The following is a 17,850-nucleotide window of genomic DNA, read 5'->3' on the forward strand; positions in this document are numbered from 1 at the left end:
ATGACAGGCCTCGTACGGGGCATCACCGAGGCCGACTGGCCCCAGGTCGCCGCCCTGGAGGCCGGGGCGTACGCGGACACCTCGCTCACCGAGGGAGAGGCCGGACTGCGGTCCCGGGCCCCGGCGGGCACCAGCTTCGTCCTGGACCTCGACGGCAGGATCGCGGGCTACGTCCTCGCCCTGCCCTACCGCCGGTTCCACTGTCCCGACCTGACCCGCCCGGAACAGGTCGCCCACCACACCACCAACCTCCACCTGCACGACCTGGTCGTCAGCGCGCCGCTGCGCCGCCGGGGCCTGGGCACCCGTCTGGTCCGGCACCTCACGGACGCGGCCCGCGCCCGGGGCTTCACGACCATGTCCCTGGTCGCCGTCGCCGGCAAGGAGCCGTTCTGGCGGGCCAACGGCTACCGCCCCCACCCCGGGGCGCGGGTGCCGGCCGGCTACGGCGGCGGCGCGCTGTACATGTCGGCGCAGCTCGCCGTCCCGCGGGAGGCGAGCTGATGACCGCACCCTCCTTCCGGCGCGCCAAGTGGTCGATCGCCGCGCTGTTCTGCTTCCTCGGTTTCCAGTACGGCACCTGGGTCTCCCGGCTGCCCGCGCTGAAGGCCCGGCTGGATCTGGGCGCCGGCGAGGTGGGCCTGCTGCTGATGGTCTGCGGGGCCGGCGCGGCGGCCTCCTTCCCACTGGTCGCCGCCCTGATGCGGCGGCTGGGCTCCCGGCTGCTGTCCCTCGCCTCCGCCGCGGCCCTGGTCGCCGTGCTGGCCGCGCTGTCCGCCGTGCCGAACTTCCCGCTCGCGCTGCTCGCCGTGTGCGCCGACGGGGTCGCGGTCGGCTGTCTCAACGTCGCCATGAACGCGCAGGGCGCCGCGCTGGAACGCGCCCACGGGCGGACGGCCATGTCCCAGCTGCACGCCACGTTCAGCGCCGGGCTGCTCGGCGCCGCCCTGCTGACCTCCGGCGTCACCACCGTGACCGCGTCCGTTCCGGCCCACTTCGCCGTCGCCGGCGCCCTGTTGCTGCTCCTGCTCGGCGGCGCCCGCCCGGGCCTGCTGCCGCACGAGGAGGAGGCTCCCGCCGTCGCCGGGGAGCCGAAGCGGCGCGCCCGTCGCGGCCTGTTCTCCGGTACGACCCTCCTCCTGGGCTGCGCCATGGCCTTCGGCACGATCACCGAGGGCGCCATGAACGACTGGTCGACGCTCTACCTGAAGGACGTCGTCGACGCGTCGGCGACCGTCGCTCCGCTCGGCATCGCGGTCGTCTCCGTGATGATGCTGCTGGCCCGGCTGTGCGCGGACCGCTGGCGCACCCGCTGGGGAGACGGGCGCGTGGTGCGCACCGGCAGTGCGATGGCCGCCGTGGGTCTGGCCCTCGCCCTGCTCGCCGGGGGAGTGGTTCCCACGCTGCTCGGCTTCGCCTGCGTCGGCCTCGGCGCGGCCGCCGTCACCCCGTGCGTGTACGTGGCGGCGGCCGGCCGCGGCCCGGACGCGCTGGCGCTGGTCGCCGCGATGGGTACGACGGGTCTGCTGGCCGGTCCCGCCCTGATCGGCTTCGTGGCCGGCGCGGCGAACCTGACCCTGGGTATGGCCACGGTGGCGGCCTGCGCGCTGATCGTCACGGTGACCGCCTTCCGGATCCCGTGGCGTGCCCGCACCCCGGCGCCGGTGGCCTGACACCACCGGTCGCCGGCCCGTGGCGCGCCCGGTCAGCCCGCGGCCGGCGGAGCCAGCCGCGCCAGGTAGGCGCGGAACTCCTCCGGACGCCGCCCTCGCTGGAGGTGGCGTACAGCGCCCCGTCGGGGGTGGTGGACAACTGGTCGACCTCCTCGCCCTGGGGGAGCGTGCCGGCCGCCCGAGGTCCGAGTGAACAGGATGCTCCTGTGGCGTTCTCTGCAGGTGGATGCGGCCGCGCCGGCATCGTGCAGGGGGCGTCCATGGAGCGTCTGTGCGGAAGTCACGGACCGTGAGGCCGGGCCGCGGCCGGATCGGGTCACGGTCTTGGGCGGCGGTCCGGCCCCCGGGACGCGGACCTCTCCTCCCACGGGGTGTCCGTCCGGGCGGAGTCCAGCAGGTGTTCGCCGTACAGGTCCTGCAGCCAGTTGGTCTGGTAGATGGTGTCGAGGTAGCGCTCGCCGAGGTCGGGCGCTATGGCCACCGCGGTGAGGTCCCGGGTGCCGTGCCGGGCCAGCCAGTCCGTCGCTGCGCTGACCACCGACCCCGTGGAGCCGCCGAACAGGAAGCCCCGCCTGGCCATGCGGTGACAGGTGCGGATGGTGTCCGCCTCCTCCACCCGGATCACCTCGTCCACGTACGACTCGTCGAGCAGCGGCGGACGCATGCTCATGCCCAGACCGGGGATCATCCGGCGGCCGGGCTCGCCGCCGAAGGCCACCGAGCCCACGCTGTCCACGGCGACGATCCGCACCGGCCGGTGCCACTCGCGGAAGTAGCGCCCGCAGCCCATCAGCGTTCCGGCGGTGCCCGTCCCGACGAACAGCACGTCCAGGTGCGGGAAGTAGCTGGCGATCTCCGGTGCCGTGGTACGGAAGTGGGCCCGCCAGTTCCCCGGGTTGGTGTACTGGCTGAGCCACACGTACCGCTCGTCGGACGCGCACAGCGCGCGCACGTACTCGAGCCGCGTGCCCAGGAAGCCGCCGTTCCCGTCCAGGTCGGTCACCACGTGCACCTGGCTGCCGAGGGCCTCCATCAGCAGCTTGGTCGACAGGTTGCACCGGGGGTCCGTCACACACAGGAACCGGTATCCCTTGCTCGCGGCGATCACGCTCAGCGCGACGCCCAGGTTTCCGGACGAGGACTCGACGAGGATGGAGTCCGGCCTCAGCCGTCCGTCCCGCTCGGCGCTGTCCACCATCTCGTTCGCGGCCTTCAACTTGATGGAGCCGGCGAAGTTGAAGCCCTCGCACTTCAGGTAGAGGCGGTATCCGAAGATCGACTCCAGATCGACGAACAGACTGCCTTCGTTGAAGGCGTGGGGAGCGGAGATGACGGGCACGGCAGCCTCCTGGTGCCAGGGCTGAAGGGCAACGGCCTCAGCCGTAGCGGCGCAGGTCGTGGAAGAAGTCGTCGATGAGGTGGAGTTCTCCCGCCCCGGCCACCCGGTCGTAGACGTACTTGCCGACGGCCAGGTCGAGGACGCCGAGGCCGAAGGGCGAGAAGATCACCGGCTGGTCCTGCGGCGGGGCGGCGCGGCCGAGCATCACGTCGCAGAGCGTGCCGTTGAGGAAGTCCCGGTTCCCGGTCCGCTGCTCGACCAGGTGCGGGGAGGTGTCCGCCTGCAGACAGTGCTCCACGTCGTCCACGAAGTTGGCCGCGGTGAGCAGGATCTCGGGGGCGAGGTCGCGCAGCGACACGTGCAGGACCACGGGGTTGTGCTCGAACCAGCCCGGGGCCGTGACGTGCGGCCGGCCGGCGATGGTGGCGAAGACCACCAGGTCGCTGGAGCGGACCAGGTCCTCGGCGCTGTCGTGGACGGTGATCTGCCCGGTGGCGCCGGCCTGGCGCAGGTAGCCGCGGAAGCCGGCGGTGCTGTCGGCGGACAGGTCGTGCACGCCGATCGCGTCGAAGGTCCAGCCCGTGCCGGCCAGGAAGGTGTGGATGTACCGGGCGATCAGGCCCGTCCCGAAGAACCCGACGCGGCGCGGCCGGGTCCGGGTGCGGCTGAGCCAGTCGGCGGCCAGCGCGGCGGAGGCCGCGGTCCGGGTCGCGCTGATGACGGAGCTCTCCAGGCAGGCGAAGGGGTAGCCCGTGTCGTGGTCGTTGAGGATCAGCACCGCGGAGGCCCGGGGCAGCCCGGAGCGCACGTTGTCGGGGAAGCTGGAGATCCACTTCACGCCGTCCACGCGCGTCGGGCCGCCGATGGAGGCGGGCAGCGCGATGATCCGGGCCGTGGGCCGGTCGGGGAAGCGCAGGAAGTACGACGGCGGGTTGACCGAGTCCCCGGCGCCGTGCAGCCGGTAGGTGGCGGCCACCAGTTCCACCAGTTCCCGCTCCCGCCCGGTCAGCGCCTGCTGCACCTGCCGGCCGGAGATCACCGCGAAGGTGGGCGCCGGTGCGGGGCCGGGCATGGCCGGCTGGGGTGAGGTCGACAGCAGATGGGTCATCGCCGGCTCGCCTCCCCCGTCGGGCAGGAGTCGGCCAGGCGCCGCGGCTCGGCCATGCCGACCAGGACCCGCCGCTCCCCGGTGAACGCCTCTCGGCTGTGCGCGGTGCCGATGTTGTCCACGAGCATCAGGTCACCGGCCTGCCAGGGCTCGCGCCGGGTGTGCTCCTCGTAGGTGGTGTTGAGGAGCTGGACGACGTCCTCGCCGATCGGACTGCCGTCCCCGTAACGGGTGTTGAACGGCAGCGAGTCCGCGCCGTACTCGTCCACCAGGTACTCGCGCACCTCCGGGGCCAGCGTCCACTCGTTGAGGAAGGCGATCTGGTTGAACCAGCACCGCCTGCCGGTGCGCGGGTGTTCCACGACGGCGCAGCGGCGCTGCTCGGTGCGCAGGGAGCCGTCGGGCAGCCAGCGGAAGTCGATGGCGTTCGCGCGGCAGTACCGCTCGATCGTGTCGCGGTCCTCCGTGCCGAACGACTCCGCGAGGGACGCGCCGATCTCCTCGTTGTAGGTACGGGTCAGCAGCCAGCCCTCCTGTTCGAAGCGCTCCACCAGCTCGGCGGGCAGGGCCTTGAGGATCTCCGCCGCGTCGGCCACCGCCGTCGCCCCGCCCTGCTCGGGCGGCGTCAGGCACGCGAACAGCAGCAGGCCGGGCACCTCCAGCTGGTAGCTCAGCTCGTGGTGCATGCACATCGGCTGGTTGGCCGGCCAGGGCGTGGAGGAGTACAGCCCAGGCCCGTGCGCCTCCCGGGGCGCGAACGCCTCCCGCTCCGGCATGAGGTCGCCGGCCAGCCGCGTGAAGACGGCACCGGCCTGGTCGGTGTCCCGCAGGCCGAGGCCGCGCACGAGCAGCGCCCCGTGCTCGGTGACCTGCGCCCGGAGCGCCTCGCGGTAGCGGGCCGCCCAGGCCGCGACGTCGTCCGGGGGATCGACGCGCAGCATCGCGGGTCTGTCCGGCCGCAGCTCCACGTCGAGCGGTGCTGCCAGGGATGAGGACGGCATCTCGGATTCCTTTCGGTCGCCCGTCGGGTGGGGGTACGGGCCTCAGGTGGAGGCCAGGGGGACGGCCGCGCTCAGCACGGCCCGCGCCGCCTCGGCCGGCCGGGTGCGCAGGAAGTAGTGGCCCCCGTCGGCCAGTTCGTGCAGGTCGACCTGCTTGGCCAGGAGCAGCCAGTCGCGGTGGCGGTCGGCGTGGCCCGCCGTGTGCGGGTCGTCGGCGGCGACGACCACCGAGACCGGCGCGGACAGCCGCACCGGCGGCGGGTTCTCCAGGACCGCCTGGAACCAGCGGTGGGCGCGGACGCAGTCGTGCCGGTAGGCGGCACCGATGTGCTCGGCGTGCCGCTCGTTGAGTTCGGCGAGTTCCGTGTAACCGGTGTCCGCGGTCAGCCGCGCCGCGATCTCCGCGTCGCTCAGGCCCGTCAGGTCGGCGACGGCGGCGCTCCGCTCGGCGGCGGTGCCCAGCAGCTGCGCGCCGAGGAACACCCGCGTCACCCGCACGCCCCGCTCCTCAAGCCGGAGGGCCGTCTCCAGGGCCGGTGCGGCGCCCGACGAGTGGCCCCACAGCATGACCCGGGCCGGGCCGCGCGCCGTGATCTCGTCCACGACCTGGCCGGCCACCTCCTCGATCGACGCGAACGGCTCGCGGTGGGCCGCCAGGTCGTGGCCGGGCAGGTCCACCGCGAGGACCGCGAGGCCGCTGCCCGCCAACGCGGCCGCCATCGGCCGGTAGTTGACCGCGTTGCCGCCCGCGTACGGGAAGCACACCAGTACGCACTCCGCCGTGCCGTCCCCGTCCGACAGGGGCTGGAGCAGCTCCGCGCGCCGCCGGCCGGCTCCGTCGAGGAGGGCGGCCAGGTCGGCCAGGACCGGGTGCCGGGTGATGTCCTTCAGGGAGACCGCCCGGTCGAGCGCGATGCTGAGCTTGACGGCCGTCAGGGAGGTGCCCCCGGAGTCGAAGAAGTGGTCCTTGGGGCCGATCCGGTGCTCGGGCACGCCCAGCAGCTCGGCCCAGGCCGCCGCCAGCCGCCGCTCGGCCGGGCTGAGCGCCTGTTGCTCCCCGCCGTCCCGCTCCGCGCCGTCCCTGCCCGCGGCCGGCCCGGTCTCGGCGGCCTGCGCGGTCAGCGCCTTGCGGTCGATCTTGCCGTTGGCGGTCAGCGGCAGGCTCTCCCGCCAGTGGAAGGCGGCGGGGACCATGTAGGCGGGCAGCGCCGCCGCGAGCGCCTCGCGCAGCACGTCCGGTTCCAGGCGCCGGCCGGTGTGGAAGGCGATCAGCTGCGTGTTCCCGCCGCCCCGCTCGACGACCACCACCGCGCCGTCCCGCACCCCGTCCACCCGCAGCAGGGTGTTCTCGATCTCGCCGATCTCGATGCGGAAGCCGCGGATCTTGACCTGGCTGTCCCGGCGGCCGAGGAACTCCAGCTTGCCGCCGGGGTGCCAGCGGCCCCAGTCACCGCCCAGGTAGAGCCGCTCCCCGGGCCGGTACGGGTCGGTCCGGTAGGCCTCCCGGGTCCGCTCGGGGTCGTTGACGTACCCCCGGCCCACACAGACACCGGAGAACGCGATCAGCCCCGGCGCGCCCAGCGGCACCAGCGACAGCTGCTCGTCCACGACGTAGACGCGCACGTTGTTGACCGCGCGTCCCAGCAGCACGCGGTCGGGCACACCGTCCAGGACCTCGTGGTTGGTGTCGTCGGAGGTCTCCGTCAGCCCGTAGGCGTTGAGCAGCCTGATGCCCGGCTGGAGCGCGAACCAGCGCTGGACCAGCTCCCGTTTCAGCGCCTCCCCGGTCACCGACACCCACCGCAGGTCCGGCAGGTCCCGGGGGTGCTGTTCCAGGTACGAGACCACGACCTCCAGGTAGGAGGGCACCAGCTGGGTCACGGTGACCCGGCCCCGCACCAGCGTGTCGACGAACCGCTCCACGTCCACGACCACGTCCTGGCCGACCAGCAGGGTCCGCCCGCCGACCAGCAGCGCGGACACCAGCTGCCACAGCGAGATGTCGAAGCACTGCGGGGCCGTCTGCGCCACCACCGCCCCCTCGCCGATGCCCAGGTCGTCGATCTTGGCGTGGAGGTGGTTGAGCAGGCCGGCGTGTTCGCACATCGCGCCCTTCGGCTCGCCGGTGGAGCCGGAGGTGAAGTAGATGTAGGCCAGCTGACCGGGGTCGACCCGCACACCGGGGTCGTCGTCGGCGTGCGGTTCCGCGTACGCCGTCTCGACCGGCAGCTTCTCGGTTCCCGGGACCTCGGCCAGGGCCTGGTCGAGGGTCTCGGTGCTGCCCGACTCGGTGAGGACCAGCCGGCAGCCCGCCCGCGACAACGTTGCCGCGATGCGGCCGGCCGGGAAGTGCGGCTCGATCGGCAGGTACACCCCGCCCGCCTTGAACACCGCCAGCGTCGCCGCCAGCCAGTCGAGGTTCCGCTCGGTGACGACGGCGACCACGTCCTCCCGGCCCAGCCCGCGGGCCAGCAGCGCCCGCGCCAGCCGGTTGGCGCGCGCGTTCAGCTCCGCGTACGTCCACGCACGCTCGCCGTGCACCGCGGCCACCGCCTGCGGATGCGCCCGTACCCGCCGCTCGAACAACTCGTGCGCGCGGGCGTCCGGCAGCGGCCGGTGCGGCCCCGCCAGCCCTTCCAGCTGCTCGCGCACCTCCTCGGCCGACAGCAGGCTCTGCTGCGCGTGCTCGGCGTCCGGGTCGGCCGCCAGCAGCCGCAGCGCCTTGAGGTGGTAGCCGCCGATCCGCGCCGCGCTCCCGGCGTCCAGCACGTCCGTGCGGTACCGCAGGCGCAGCAGCAGCCGGCCACCCCGGTCGCACCAGCGCACATGCAGCACACCGTCCCCGGCGTGCGCGTCCTCGGCGCCCATGGGGCCGAACACCACCTCGTACGGCGGCTCGCTCAGCCCGAGTTCCCGGGCCAGGCCGGCCACCGGGAACTCCCGGTGGGCCAGCACCGCCGCCTCGGCACGCTCGGCGGCCGACACCAGCGCCCGCCAGGACCCCGGAGGCACGGTCAGGCGGCACGGCAGCGGCTCGCCGCGCACTCCGGCGGTGTAGCCCGTCACCAGCTCCCGCTCGCCGGACAGCGCGGACAGCACCTTGGCGTGCGCCGCCAGCAGCACCGCGCTGACCGGCAGCCCCGACCGGCGGACCAGCCTGCGCACCGAGGCCGCCACGTCGTCCGGGACCGCCGTCTCCTGCTCGGCCGCTCCCGGTTCGGGCACCGGGGCCCACCGGGGCACGGCGGTGGCACCGCCGGCGGTCAGCACCCGGCTCCAGAACTCCCGGTCCGTCTCCACGCGCGTGTCCATGGGAAGGCCTTCCTCAACTCGTGGCAGTCGCGGGGGCGTCGGTCGTGCGCAGGGCCCGGCCGCGGCCGGACTCGGGCATGTCCACGGCCGGATTGCCGCCCCAGTGCGCGTTCGGGGGGACTTCCTCGCCTTTCATGAGGAAGGAATCGGCTGCCAGCACCGCGCCGTCGCCCATCGTCACGCCGTAGTGCACATGGGCGCCGACGCCCAGCGTGCAGCGCGCGCCGAGCGTGGTGTGATCCGACTTGAACGTGCCGTCCTCCTGCGAGTGGCACTGGAGCTTGCTGCCGGCGTTCAGGGTGCACTCGTCCCCGATGGCGGTCAGCGTCCGCTCGGTCACGTAACAGCCGTCGTCGAACACCCTCTTGCCGATGCGGACGCCCAGCAGACGCCAGACCAGGCTCTTGTAGGGGGTTCCGTTGAAGATGTTGAGGTAGTGCGACGGCACCTTCCACAGCCGCTCGTGCAGCCAGAAGGTGCGGTCGTAGATGGAGCACAACTGCGGGCTCATCCGGCGGAACGACATCAGGCAGCGCTCCACCAGGACGTAGTACGCGGTGGAGAACACCAGCAGCAGCGCCAGATACGTGCCGATCACCACGTGCCCGAGCACGCCGTACAGGTCCACGGAGGCGAGGGCGAACAGCGTGAGCGCGAAGGTGTGCACCCAGCGCACGCACAGCATCAGCGCCATCGTGCGCAGGTTGTAGCGGTTCTTGGCGGTGAGATGCCGGTGCAGCTCCTCGCCCGTGCGGAGATGGTCGAACCGGGCGTCCCGGTCCACCGACCGGGGGATCTCGAAACACGGTGAGCCGAGGAGTCCCACGTCTTTGCGGACCTCGCCGTCCAGGGGGACCATCACCTTCGTCGCCAGGAGGCAGTTCTCCCCCGTCCTGCCGCCCACGGGATAGGCGATGTTGTTGCCCAGGAAGTTGCGGCGCCCGATCGTCACCCGGGACAGCTTGAACGACGTGCTGGAATAGTCGGCGTTCACCACCGAGAGCCCGTCGGCCACCATCGTCCCGGTGCCGACGGTGACCAGGAACGGCGTCTCGTGCTGCATTTCGGTGCCGAAGTTGGAACCCGTCTGCTCGACCCGGGTCAGGTCGTAACCGAGACAGCGGAGATAGGGCACGATGTAGGAACTGTCGCCGAACAGCCAGGCGAAGAACTTGACGTTCGTGATGCGGGCCGCCAGCCGGTGCACCGTGTAGTGGAATCCGTACAGCGGATACACCCGGTCGGGCTTGACCAGCAGACCCAGCAGACGCGGGACCGCGTACAGCGTGACCTGGCCCAGGACGAGGAAGCCGCAGAACAGGGCGAGCGAGACGCCCAGCGCGTCGGGGATGAGTTCCGGCCGGGTCAGTACGGCCGTCTGCGGGTCGAGCCGCTTGCCGATCGCCGGGATCCCGGTGAACACCATGTACACCCCGCCGATGGTGACCGGAATGTACACGAAGACCAGCTGCACCAGCGTGACCAGGCCGAACCAGGTCCGGCGCGCGGTGCCGCACCGGGCCGGCTCCACCCGCACGTAGTCGGTCCGCGTGGGCTCCGCCGGTGATCCGTGCCAGCGCTCGCCGTCCGGGACCGCCTGGCCGCTGTGCAGCGCGGAGGAGTGGCCCAGCTGCGCGCCGTCGCCCACCGAGGTGTCGATGTCCAGGACGGTCCGCTCGCCGACGAACGCGTCCCGGCCGAGGGTGACCCGGCCGGTCTGGATGCGGCCCGCGTGGGCCCGGTAGCCGAGGAAGAAGGAGTCCTTGCGGATCACCGTCCCGGCGCCGACCGTCAGCAGGTCGGTGCAGACCGGGACGGAACGGGAAAGGATCGTGACGCCCTTTCCGATCCGCGCGCCCAGCGCCCGCAGGTACAGCACGTACAGCGGGGTTCCGACGAGGAACACCATCGGATTCGCGTGCAGCAGGACCTTCACGAGCCAGAAGCGCAGATAGGTCAGGCCCCACACGGGGAACTCGCGTGGTGTCCAACGGCCGACGAGCACCCACTTCGCCGCGACCGGGAACAGGCACAGGGCGAGGAATCCGATGCCGCCGAACAGCAGCGACCGGAGGTAGACGCCGAGTGGCCCCGAAGCGGTGGCGATCCACTCGTATCCGCCGGCGGTGACGTATCCCCAGACGAGGGAGTACACGAGGAAGACCAGCAGCTGCGCCGTTCCGCACAGCAGGTGGCTGCGCCGGCTCACGCGGGTCACCGGGGCCGGCGACGTCGTGGGTGCCGGCTGCGACGAGGAGCCGGGCGCGGCGGCGGAAGCGGGAGCGGCCGCCACGAGCGCCGCCGTCAGGCTGCGGATCGTGGGATGCCGGTAGATGTCCCGCATGGAAGGGGACGGCAGGTCCGGGTTCTTCCTGAGCCGGGCGCAGAACTGCGCCATCACCAGGGAGTTGGCGCCGAGATCGGTGAAGAAGTGGCTGTCGGCCGGAACATGGTCGGCGCCGGTCAGCTCGGCCAGGGTCTTCGCGAGTCTGCGCTCGGTGTCCGTCCTGTCCGGCCCGGTGGAGCTCAGGGTGACGGCAGGTTCGTCCGGTCCCGGTATGGGGACCTCGGAGGACTGCTCCACCATTCGATCTCCTGAGGACGTGTGGATCGCCAATGGCCGGCCGGGCCGTTCCTGATCGGGAACGGCCGGTTTTCAGTGTGGCCAGGCACACCGCAGGCTGCCACTTCGCATCGGTCCGCCCGCGCCCTCGAAAACCCCGACGCCTCCGTGTTTCCCGGTGTCCGCGCCGGGTGGGGCCCGCCACGGCTCACCCGAACGGCGGCCCCCCTCAGGAGGGGGAGCCGCCCGGGGGCAGGGCGACCGACATCAGCCCGACGGTGCCCGCGAGCCGTACGATCGCACGGCTGCGCAGCGCGACCACGCGGGCCGCGTCGTCGAGGCCGAGGGCTCCCGCGACGCAGGCCGCCGCGATCTCGCCCTGCGAGTGCCCGACCACGGCATCGGGCTCCACGCCGTGGGAACGCCACAGCCCTCCAGCGGGACGAGGGCGGGCTCGACCGCTTCCCGCTGTCGGTGGGGGAGGCCCACGCGGGCGCGCGCACCGATGTCGCCGCGGCACCCGGCGTGGCCACCGGACGCCCGGTCGTCCTCCCCGCTCTACCCCTTCGTCCAGGCGCTGCGGGCGCCGGCCGAGGGCCGCTCCCGCCCCTCGCTGCACACCGGCACCGCCACGCCGGGCCGGCCGGCGTTCCTTTTCACCGGGCAGGGCAGCCGGCGGGCGGGCATGGGCCGTGAACTCCACGAGTTCTTCCCCGCCTTCACGCGGGCTCCGGACGCGGGGTGCGAGCACCTTGACCCGCTGATGGACGGGTCCGTGCGCGCGGTGCTGTTCGCGGTACCGGAGTCGGCCGAGGCCGGACTCCTCGACCGCACGGAGTGGACGCGGCCGGCGCTGCCGGCCTTCGAGGTCGCCCTGTTCCGGTTGCTGGAGTCCTGACGTGTACGCCCGGACTTCCTGATGGGGCACTCGGTGGCCGAAATCGCTGCCGTGCATGTCGCCGGGGTGTTCTCCCTGGCCGATGCCTGCACGCTGGTGGCGGCCCGGGCCAGGCTGATGGGCCGCCTCCCCGCGGGCGGGGCCATGGCCTCCGTCGAGGAGACGGAGGCCGAGGTGGCGGAGCTGCCGGCGGCCCGGTCGGACCGCGTGTCGATCGCGGCGGTTGACGGGCCGACGTCCGTTTCCGCGCCCGGCGTGCCCCTGCGGCCCGGCAGTTTGTCCCCGTACCACTCGGCGTTGGGGTCGTCCGGCGGCTTGAAGAGCCGGAGGCGGACGACGTGGTGGCCGCGGTCGCGGCGATTTTGCCTGCCCCTTCGGCATGTTGTCGATCGGCCCTTGGAAAACGGGGAGGGTTCTTTGTGCGGCAATGGGGGCCGGATTGACGCATTGCTCACCGGTCCAGCAAGATCGGGGCTGGTAGACAGTGTCAACCCGGCCCGCGCGGCCGGGAGTCATGTCCGCAAGAAGCGCATTCCTCCCCGAGCCGACGAAATGAGGAAGCAGATGACCGGATCCCGGGTGCTCGCGTTCGGCCATTACCAGCCTGACAAGGTGCTGACCAACGACGACCTCGCACGCGTGGTCGACACCAGCGACGAGTGGATCCAGAGCCGCGTCGGCATCAAGTCCCGCCGCATCGCAGCGGACTTCGAGTCCGTGGCGGACATGGCCGGCAAGGCGGCCGAGCGGGCACTGGCGAACGCGGACGTGCGTGCCGCCGACATCGACATGGTGATCGTGGCCACGTGCACGGCCGTCGACCGGTCCCCGAACATCGCCGCGCGGGTCGCCCACACGATCGGTGTGCCCGCCCCGGCCGCCATCGACGTCAACACCGCCTGCTCCGGCTTCCCGCACGCGCTGGCCCTCGCCGACCAGTCGATCCGCGTGGGCAGCGCCCGGCGCGCGCTGGTCGTCGGTGTCGAGAAGCTGTCGGACTTCACCGACTGGACCGACCGCACCACCTGTGTGCTCATCGGCGACGGTGCGGGAGCAGCCGTCCTGGAGGCCTGCGACGAACCGGAGGTCTCCCCCGTGCTGTGGGGCTCCGTGCCCGAGATGGGGGAGGCCGTGCGCATCGAGGCGCCGTCCAACACCTTCTCCCAGGCGGGCCAGACCGTCTACCGGTGGACCACCACGGCCCTGCCGGAGATCGCCCTGAAGGTCTGCGAGCGGGCCGGGGTCCGCCCCGAGGAGCTGGGCGGTGTCGTGCTGCACCAGGCCAACCTGCGCATCATCGAGCCGCTCGCCCGCAAGATCGGCGCCGTCAACGCCGTGGTCGCGCGGGACGTGGTGGAGTCCGGGAACACGTCCGCCGCCAGCATCCCGCTGGCGCTGTCCAAACTCATCGAACGCGGCGAGATCGAGAAGGGTTCACCGGTGCTGCTGTTCGCCTTCGGCGGCGGCCTCACGTACGCCGGCCAGATCATCCGCTGCCCCTGAGCCGACCGCCGCCGGGGCGCGCCCCTGCTGGCCCGCGTGCCCGAGCGGGTGGAGGTGCTCGGACTGTCGCCGCCCGGGCGGGAGCGTCGCTTCGAAGAACCGTGGTCTACACGGTCGACGGCACGCTGCCCGGCCATGCCCTTTCCACCCCCCGGCCGCTGCCCGACTCCGAGGGGCCCCACGCCGATGGTGGGTACCTCCCGGGTGGGCCTGATGAGGTGCACAGGCTGTGCCGAAGGCCGTACGTTGCCGAGCACATCCCTCCTGGCGGGACCGCCGTCTCGCGGCGACAGCAGGGTCTGGGACCCAACGGTGCGCCGGGCGCCCCGACACGAGGTGACCGCTCACGGCTCACGCGTCCGCAGCACTGTGCGGGGGCTCTTCGCCGAGCCGTGTTCGGCCACCGGACCGGTAGCGGAACGGAGTTGGGGTACTCGCGGCACACAGGCGCTCACCCTCCTCCGTGGTGCGCGCCCACCCGTACGTCTCCCGCTTCACGAGGATGTGACCGCGCATGACTCCCGCTGGGAAATCGCTGACGGTGGCCGCCGCTGGGCTGGCCGCCGGGGCCTTCGTCGTCATGCGGCGAGCGAAGGCACGCCCGTCCGGCACAGCCGCCGGGGACCGCTGGCTGACAGTGACGGTCAACTGCCCGCCGCACGACGTGCAGGCCGACAAGCTGCCGTCGCCGCTGCAGGAGTACGGCGGCCGCATCGAGACCCGCATCCGTCCGGCACCCGGTGACCGGGGCACGGAGCTGGCGGTGCGCCTGAGGGAAACCGAGCCGGACGCCGCGTACTCGGTGCCCGCGCGGCTCGCCGGTGCCGATCCGCGTCAGGATCTGCGCCGTGCCCTGCGCGAGGCGAAGGCGCTGCTGGAGGCGGGGGAGGTGCTTCAGCCCGACGCACCGCCCACCACACACGACACCCCGGGCAACCTCGTGCGTCTGCTCAGCCGCCGCGCCGGTGGGGAGGGAGTGCTGTGAAGGCCCTGTGCTGGGAAGGCGTCAACAAGCTCTCCGTCGAGCAGGTGCCCGATCCCGCCCTGCGCAACGACCAGGACGTGATCGTACGGCTCGTCGCCGGCACCACCTGCGGCTCGGACCTGCACCTCATCGGCGGGTACATCCCCTTCATGCGGTCCGGGGACGTCATCGGTCACGAGTTCCTCGGCGAGGTCGTGGAGGCGGGCTCGGCGGTACGCCGGCACAAGGTGGGCGACCGGGTGGTGGTCTGCTCGTTCGTCGGGTGCGGCCGTTGCTGGTACTGCGCCCACGACCTGTGGTCCCTGTGCGACAACACCAACACCAACCCCGGCATCGGTCAGGCCCTCTTCGGCGCCGACACCGGCGGCATCTTCGGCTACTCCCACGCCATGGGCGGGCTGCGCGGCAGCCACGCCGAGTACGTGCGCGTCCCCTTCGCCGACTACGGGGCCTTCCCGGTCCCGGAGGGCGTCGACGACACCAGCGCCCTGTTCGTGTCCGACTCGGTGCCCACCGGATGGATGGGCGCCGACCTGGCAGGGGTGAAGCCCGGCGACGTGGTCGCCGTATGGGGCTGCGGGGCCGTCGGCCAGATGGCGGCGCGCGCCGCCATCCTGCTGGGCGCGGAACGTGTGATCTCCATCGACCGGATCCCCGAACGCCTTCAGATGACCGAGCGGCACATCGGCAGCGAGGTCATCGACTACACGAGTACCGACGTCGGGGCGGAACTGCGCGAGCGCACCGGCGGCCGTGGCCCGGACGTGTGCATCGAGGCCGTGGGCATGGAAGCCCACAGCGACAGCCCCGTCCACCTCTACGACCAGGTCAAGCAGCAGCTCCGGCTCCAGACCGACCGTCCCACCGCCGTACGGCAGGCCATTCACGCCTGCCGCAAGGGCGGCACGGTCTTCGTCCTCGGCGTCTTCGCCGGCGCCGTCGACAAGTTCCCCCTCGGCGCGGTGATCAACAAGGGCCTGACCGTGCGGGGCGCCCAGCAGCACGGTCAGCGCTACATCCCGATGCTGCTGGAGCGGCTGGCCGCCGGCGAGCTGAGCACGGCCCACCTGGCGACCCACACCGTGCCCCTCGACGAGGCGCCGCGGGCCTACGAGATGTTCAAGGAGAAGACGGACGGCTGCGTGCGCGCGGTGATCCGGCCGGGCGACTGACCGCTCCGTTTGCCGTCCACACAGGTGGGGACCCGGCCGACCATGAGCACTACGCCACGCCGCCGCCCCCGGATGCGGCAGAGCCGCCTCCTGCGGCTGCTGGACCGCCTGGAGCGGGAGCCCAGGGCCGACGCGGTGATCGACGCGATCCGCAAGGGGGTGCGGGCCCTGCCGCTCGGCGACGGGCGGGACCTTCTGCACGGCAGGTGGCTGGGACACCCGGTCCATCCGCTGATGGTGCAGGTACCGATCGGCAGCTGGCTGTCGGCGGCGGTACTGGACCTGTACCCCGGCCGCTCCCGCGAGGCGGGCCTGTTGGTCGGCGCCGGCCTGGCCTCCGCCGCGCCCGCGGCCCTGGCGGGCTGGGTCGACTGGGCGGAGCTGCACCGACGGCAGCAGCGTGTCGGACTGGTGCACGCCCTCGCCAACTCGGCGGCCGTCGGCCTGTACGCCGCCTCGCTCACCAGCCGCGCCAAGGGACGGCACGCGACAGGCCGGGCCTACGGCTTCCTGGGGCTGACGGCGGTCGCAGTCGGCGGCATGCTGGGCGGCCACCTGGCCTATCGCCAGGCATCCGGCGCCAACCACGCCGAAGAGGTCCCGCACGTCGTCACCCAGGGCTGGCACCGGATCGGAGCCGTGGCGGACTTCCCGGTCGACCGGCCGGTACGGCGCAGCGTGGACGACGTCCCGATCCTGGTCGTCCGGGAAACCGGAGGGGCGATCCACGCCCTGGCCGAGCGGTGCAGCCACCTCGCCGGGCCGCTCTCCGAGGGCACGGTCCGCGACGGATGCGTCCGGTGTCCCTGGCACGGCAGCGTCTTCCGGCTCGCGGACGGCTGGAACGTCCGCGGCCCGGCCACCGCACCCCAGCCGGCCTTCGACACCCGGATCACCGGCGGCCACGTCGAGATACGCCTGCGCCGGCAGGACCGGGACGGGCAGGCGCCGGACGAGGTGGAAACGGGGCAGCGACGCACGGAGACGGGAGCCCATGGACACGGCAGCTGACGGCCGCCTCGCCCGACGTCTGCACGGGCTGTTGCAGCGCACCCAAAGGCAGTACGCGGCAGGACACGACCGGCCGCTGGGCGGCTACCTCGCAGCCATGGCGGGTTTCGCCGCGTACACGACGGCCTGGGCCACCGCCGTACGGCTCCGCGGGCGGCCGCTGCCCGACCGGCCCGAGCCGTGGGACGTGGTCCTGACCTCGGTCGCCACGTTCCGGCTCAGCCGGCTGCTGACCAAGGCGTCGGTCACCAGCCCGCTGCGCGCCCCGTTCACCAGGTACGTCGCCCCGCAGGGGCCGGCCGAACTGCACGAGGAGGCACAGCCCGAGGATGCCAGGCACACCGTCGGTGAACTGGCCACCTGCCCCTTCTGCATGAGCGTCTGGGTGGCCTCGACCCTGACCGCCGGCCAGCTTCTGTGGCCGCGTGCGACACGCACCGCCATGGGAGCGCTGGCCGCTCTCGCCGGGGCGGACACGCTGCAACTGGCATACAGCGCGCTCATCGAGAAGACAACCGGCGAATGATCCGCCATATGGCGTGCGCGCTCTGCTGTTGTGCGGGGCGCCGGCCGTGTGGGTGAAGGCGGTGGCAGAGGGTACCCGCCGGGGCATGCTCAAGCGCGCACTGTGGCAGGGACTGCTCGCCGGCACCGCCGGAGGAGTCGTGATGACCCTCGGTGAGAAGATCGAGCAGGCTGTCACCGGCCGGCCCGACTCGCATGTGCCCGCGCGGGTTCTCCAGCGGCTCACCGGCCTGCCCGAACGTCCGGGCAGACAGCCGCTGCCGGTCAACTGGGCCATGCACTACGGCCAGGCCGCCCTTCTCGGAGTGCTGCGGTCGATCATGGCCCAGACCGGACTGCGCGGACCGGTCGCCTCCGCCAAGTTCACCGTCGTCCGCCTCACCAACGACCAGATCCTCGAAAACGCGACAGGCGTCGGCGCCCCACCCACCACCTGGCCCCGCCAGGAGCTCGCCGTGGACCTTCTCCACAAGGCCGTCTACGCCTTCACCACCGGCGCCGTCGCCGACGCCCTCGCCGCCCGCGGTGGGCCCGGCCCCGGACAGCGCCATGCCGCCGCCCGCCCCGGCCGCCACGCCGGCTTCGGCCCCCTGCCCCGCAGGCACGCCTACGGAGCAGACGGCGGAAAGTGAGCCACTCGCGGTGCCCGAGTGCCGCATCCAAGGCGAGGACGGCCACGTCACCCGGGTATGTCAGCTGCGGCGGCCTTGACGGCCTTGGCCGTCGCGGCAAGGTTCGTGACGTCGGTGCTGCGGCGGAT

General features: G+C 72.7%; 13 protein-coding genes and 2 pseudogenes. 9 read left to right on the forward strand and 6 right to left on the reverse strand.

Annotation, left to right across the window (positions count from 1 at the left end; translation table 11 throughout):
* Positions 1-504, forward strand: coding sequence for a GNAT family N-acetyltransferase (locus tag S1361_RS29770; protein WP_208034975.1), 504 nt, complete (start codon positions 1-3; stop codon positions 502-504).
* A complete protein-coding gene (locus S1361_RS29775) occupies positions 504-1,673 on the forward strand; it encodes an MFS transporter (protein ID WP_208034976.1) in 1,170 nt (389 codons plus the stop codon). The genes S1361_RS29770 and S1361_RS29775 overlap by 1 nt, the downstream gene beginning before the upstream one ends.
* A 316-nt stretch (positions 1,674-1,989) precedes the next feature.
* On the opposite strand, the gene sbnA is transcribed toward S1361_RS29775, so the two are convergent.
* From sbnA to S1361_RS40385, 6 genes and pseudogenes are all read right to left on the reverse strand, one after another.
* On the reverse strand, positions 1,990-3,012 hold the full coding sequence (sbnA, locus tag S1361_RS29780; protein ID WP_208034977.1) for a 2,3-diaminopropionate biosynthesis protein SbnA: 1,023 nt from the start codon (positions 3,010-3,012) through the stop codon (positions 1,990-1,992).
* 37 nt (positions 3,013-3,049) lie between these two features.
* Complete coding sequence (sbnB, locus tag S1361_RS29785) at positions 3,050-4,120, reverse strand: 2,3-diaminopropionate biosynthesis protein SbnB (RefSeq protein ID WP_208034978.1); 1,071 nt, start codon at positions 4,118-4,120, stop codon at positions 3,050-3,052.
* Positions 4,117-5,121: a TauD/TfdA family dioxygenase gene (locus S1361_RS29790; protein WP_208034979.1), complete on the reverse strand. Its 1,005-nt coding sequence runs from the start codon at positions 5,119-5,121 to the stop codon at positions 4,117-4,119. The genes sbnB and S1361_RS29790 overlap by 4 nt, the downstream gene beginning before the upstream one ends.
* Before the next feature lie 42 nt (positions 5,122-5,163).
* Positions 5,164-8,433 (reverse strand): non-ribosomal peptide synthetase, encoded by a 3,270-nt coding sequence (locus S1361_RS29795; RefSeq protein WP_208034980.1) that lies wholly within the window; start codon positions 8,431-8,433, stop codon positions 5,164-5,166.
* A gap of 13 nt (positions 8,434-8,446) precedes the next feature.
* A complete protein-coding gene (locus tag S1361_RS29800) occupies positions 8,447-11,020 on the reverse strand; it encodes a Pls/PosA family non-ribosomal peptide synthetase (protein WP_208034981.1) in 2,574 nt (857 codons plus the stop codon).
* Between the two features lie 226 nt (positions 11,021-11,246).
* A pseudogene (locus S1361_RS40385) lies at positions 11,247-11,426 on the reverse strand (acyltransferase domain-containing protein); the annotation flags it as partial.
* A gap of 75 nt (positions 11,427-11,501) precedes the next feature.
* On the opposite strand from S1361_RS40385, the pseudogene S1361_RS39930 reads away from it, so the two are divergent.
* The 7 genes and pseudogenes from S1361_RS39930 to S1361_RS29840 form a co-directional block, all read left to right on the forward strand.
* Positions 11,502-12,137, forward strand: a pseudogene (locus S1361_RS39930) (acyltransferase domain-containing protein); the annotation flags it as partial.
* A gap of 321 nt (positions 12,138-12,458) precedes the next feature.
* The gene (locus S1361_RS39420) at positions 12,459-13,397 is read left to right on the forward strand and encodes a beta-ketoacyl-ACP synthase III (protein WP_243769568.1); all 939 of its coding nucleotides are present in this window, start codon (positions 12,459-12,461) and stop codon (positions 13,395-13,397) included.
* 514 nt (positions 13,398-13,911) lie between these two features.
* Positions 13,912-14,382, forward strand: a complete 471-nt coding sequence (locus S1361_RS29820; protein ID WP_208034985.1) for a hypothetical protein — start codon at positions 13,912-13,914, stop codon at positions 14,380-14,382.
* On the forward strand, positions 14,379-15,554 hold the full coding sequence (locus S1361_RS29825; RefSeq protein ID WP_208034986.1) for a zinc-dependent alcohol dehydrogenase: 1,176 nt from the start codon (positions 14,379-14,381) through the stop codon (positions 15,552-15,554). Before S1361_RS29820 ends, S1361_RS29825 begins: the two co-directional genes overlap by 4 nt.
* A gap of 42 nt (positions 15,555-15,596) precedes the next feature.
* The gene (locus tag S1361_RS29830) at positions 15,597-16,565 is read left to right on the forward strand and encodes a Rieske (2Fe-2S) protein (RefSeq protein WP_425087519.1); all 969 of its coding nucleotides are present in this window, start codon (positions 15,597-15,599) and stop codon (positions 16,563-16,565) included.
* The gene (locus S1361_RS29835) at positions 16,549-17,091 is read left to right on the forward strand and encodes a DUF1360 domain-containing protein (protein WP_208034987.1); all 543 of its coding nucleotides are present in this window, start codon (positions 16,549-16,551) and stop codon (positions 17,089-17,091) included. Before S1361_RS29830 ends, S1361_RS29835 begins: the two co-directional genes overlap by 17 nt.
* Positions 17,092-17,176: 85 nt before the next feature.
* Complete coding sequence (locus S1361_RS29840) at positions 17,177-17,722, forward strand: hypothetical protein (RefSeq protein WP_208036830.1); 546 nt, start codon at positions 17,177-17,179, stop codon at positions 17,720-17,722.
* The last annotated feature ends 128 nt before the right edge of the window (positions 17,723-17,850 follow it).

Source organism: Streptomyces cyanogenus (genome assembly GCF_017526105.1).
GTDB lineage: Bacteria > Actinomycetota > Actinomycetes > Streptomycetales > Streptomycetaceae > Streptomyces > Streptomyces cyanogenus.

What these genes read in the sequence shown, in the direction of transcription:
- S1361_RS29820 (WP_208034985.1), top strand. Translation starts at nt 13,912, where the DNA reads ATGACTCCCGCTGGGAAATCGCTGACGGTGGCCGCCGCTGGGCTGGCC.
- S1361_RS29770 (WP_208034975.1), top strand. Translation starts at nt 1, where the DNA reads ATGACAGGCCTCGTACGGGGCATCACCGAGGCCGACTGGCCCCAGGTC.
- S1361_RS29795 (WP_208034980.1), bottom strand. Translation starts at nt 8,433, where the DNA reads ATGGACACGCGCGTGGAGACGGACCGGGAGTTCTGGAGCCGGGTGCTG.
- S1361_RS29835 (WP_208034987.1), top strand. Translation starts at nt 16,549, where the DNA reads ATGGACACGGCAGCTGACGGCCGCCTCGCCCGACGTCTGCACGGGCTG.
- S1361_RS29830 (WP_425087519.1), top strand. Translation starts at nt 15,597, where the DNA reads ATGAGCACTACGCCACGCCGCCGCCCCCGGATGCGGCAGAGCCGCCTC.
- S1361_RS29840 (WP_208036830.1), top strand. Translation starts at nt 17,177, where the DNA reads ATGCTCAAGCGCGCACTGTGGCAGGGACTGCTCGCCGGCACCGCCGGA.
- S1361_RS29800 (WP_208034981.1), bottom strand. Translation starts at nt 11,020, where the DNA reads ATGGTGGAGCAGTCCTCCGAGGTCCCCATACCGGGACCGGACGAACCT.
- sbnB (WP_208034978.1), bottom strand. Translation starts at nt 4,120, where the DNA reads ATGACCCATCTGCTGTCGACCTCACCCCAGCCGGCCATGCCCGGCCCC.
- S1361_RS39420 (WP_243769568.1), top strand. Translation starts at nt 12,459, where the DNA reads ATGACCGGATCCCGGGTGCTCGCGTTCGGCCATTACCAGCCTGACAAG.
- S1361_RS29775 (WP_208034976.1), top strand. Translation starts at nt 504, where the DNA reads ATGACCGCACCCTCCTTCCGGCGCGCCAAGTGGTCGATCGCCGCGCTG.
- S1361_RS29790 (WP_208034979.1), bottom strand. Translation starts at nt 5,121, where the DNA reads ATGCCGTCCTCATCCCTGGCAGCACCGCTCGACGTGGAGCTGCGGCCG.